The 1,433-nt window shown below is 75.0% G+C and carries 1 protein-coding gene; it reads left to right on the top strand.

What is annotated here, in order from left to right; all coding sequences use genetic code 11:
• Window positions 1–99: 99 nt before the first annotated feature.
• The gene (locus ACWJ6R_RS36270) at window positions 100–1,338 is read left to right on the top strand and encodes a glycosyltransferase family 2 protein (RefSeq protein ID WP_449066535.1); all 1,239 of its coding nucleotides are present in this window, start codon (window positions 100–102) and stop codon (window positions 1,336–1,338) included.
• Window positions 1,339–1,433: the final 95 nt, after the last annotated feature.

Below are 1,433 nucleotides of genomic sequence, written 5' to 3'. Positions count from 1 at the left end.
CCGCCGGCGCGCCCTGCCGCGGGCCGACCGCCGCGCCCGAGGCACCCACCGCGCCGACACCGGCGCCGAGGGCCGGGCCCAGGTCGCGGAGCTGCTGCGATGAACCCCCTGCTCTGGCTGAGCTCGGCGGTCATCGTGCTCGGCCTCGGCTACACCTGCGTGATGTTCGTGCTCTCGCGGGGCGTGCGCCGCCCCGCCCGGCCGGCCGAGCCCGCGCCGTTCTACGTCTTCCTGATGGCCTGCCTGGACGAGGAGAAGGTGCTCGCCGCCAGCCTGCAGCGGCTGCGCGGCCTGCCCGGCGACCTCGCGGTGCTGGTCGTCGACGACGCCTCCTCCGACGCCACCGCCGACATCGTCCGCGACGCCGCGGCCGAGGACGGCCGGATCTGGCTGCTGCAGCGCACGCTGCCGAACGCCCGCCGCGGCAAGGGCGCGGCCCTCAACGCGGGCCTGGCCCACCTGCTGGACTCCGGGCTGCTGGCCGGGCGCGACCCCGACCGGGTGGTCGTGTGCGTGCTCGACGCCGACGGGCGCCTGGACACCGACGCCCTGGAGGAGGTCACGCCGTACTTCGCCGACCCCGGCACCGGCGCGGTCCAGGTCGGCGTGCGGATGTACAACCGGCACACCGGCCTGCTGGCCCGGCTGCAGGACATGGAGTTCGTCGTCTACACCGACGTCTTCCAGAACGGCCGCCGCCACCTGGGCAGCGTCGGTCTCGGCGGCAACGGCCAGTTCATGCGGCTGAGCGCGCTCACCCGGCTGGGCGCCGACCCGTGGAGCGACTGCCTGACCGAGGACCTCGACCTCGGCGTGCGCATGCTGGCCACCGGCTGGCAGAACCGGTTCTGCCACACCACCGCCGTGCACCAGCAGGCGGTCCTGTCGCCCAAGCGGCTGGTACGGCAGCGCTCGCGCTGGTTCCAGGGCCACCTGCAGGCGGGAAAGCTGCTGCCGCTGGTCATCCGCCGCGCGCCGTTCGCCGCCGCGCCGGACCTGGTCTACCACCTGCTCAGCCCCTGGTTCCTGCTGCTGACCTCGCTGCTGCCGCTGGCCTTCCTGGCCTCCGGCGCGGCCCTGGCGCTGGCCTCGCTGCAGGCGGGGCAGAGCGTGATCTCGCCCGCGATGTTCGCCGCCTGGTACGCGCTCTCGTTCGGCGTCGGCCTGATCTACGGCTACGTGTACTGGCGCCGCGATCGCGAGCTGGGCCTGCTGCGCTCCCTGCTGCTGGGGCACGCGTTCGTGCTCTACGGCTACCAGTGGTTCGCCGCCGGCTGGTGGGCGGTGGGACGCGCCGTCTCCGGCCGCCAGACCTGGCTCAAGACCGCCCGCACCTGACGCGGACCGCCCCCGGAGCGGACCGTCCGGCGCGCGCCTCATCCCGGCGTGCACCGCGCCCGCCCGCGCCCGCTCACCTCCGCTCATCCCGACCG

It is taken from the genome of Planomonospora algeriensis, assembly GCF_977012225.1.
The sequence above is the reverse complement of the archived record's forward strand: the minus strand, read 5'-3'. Positions and strand labels throughout refer to the sequence as shown.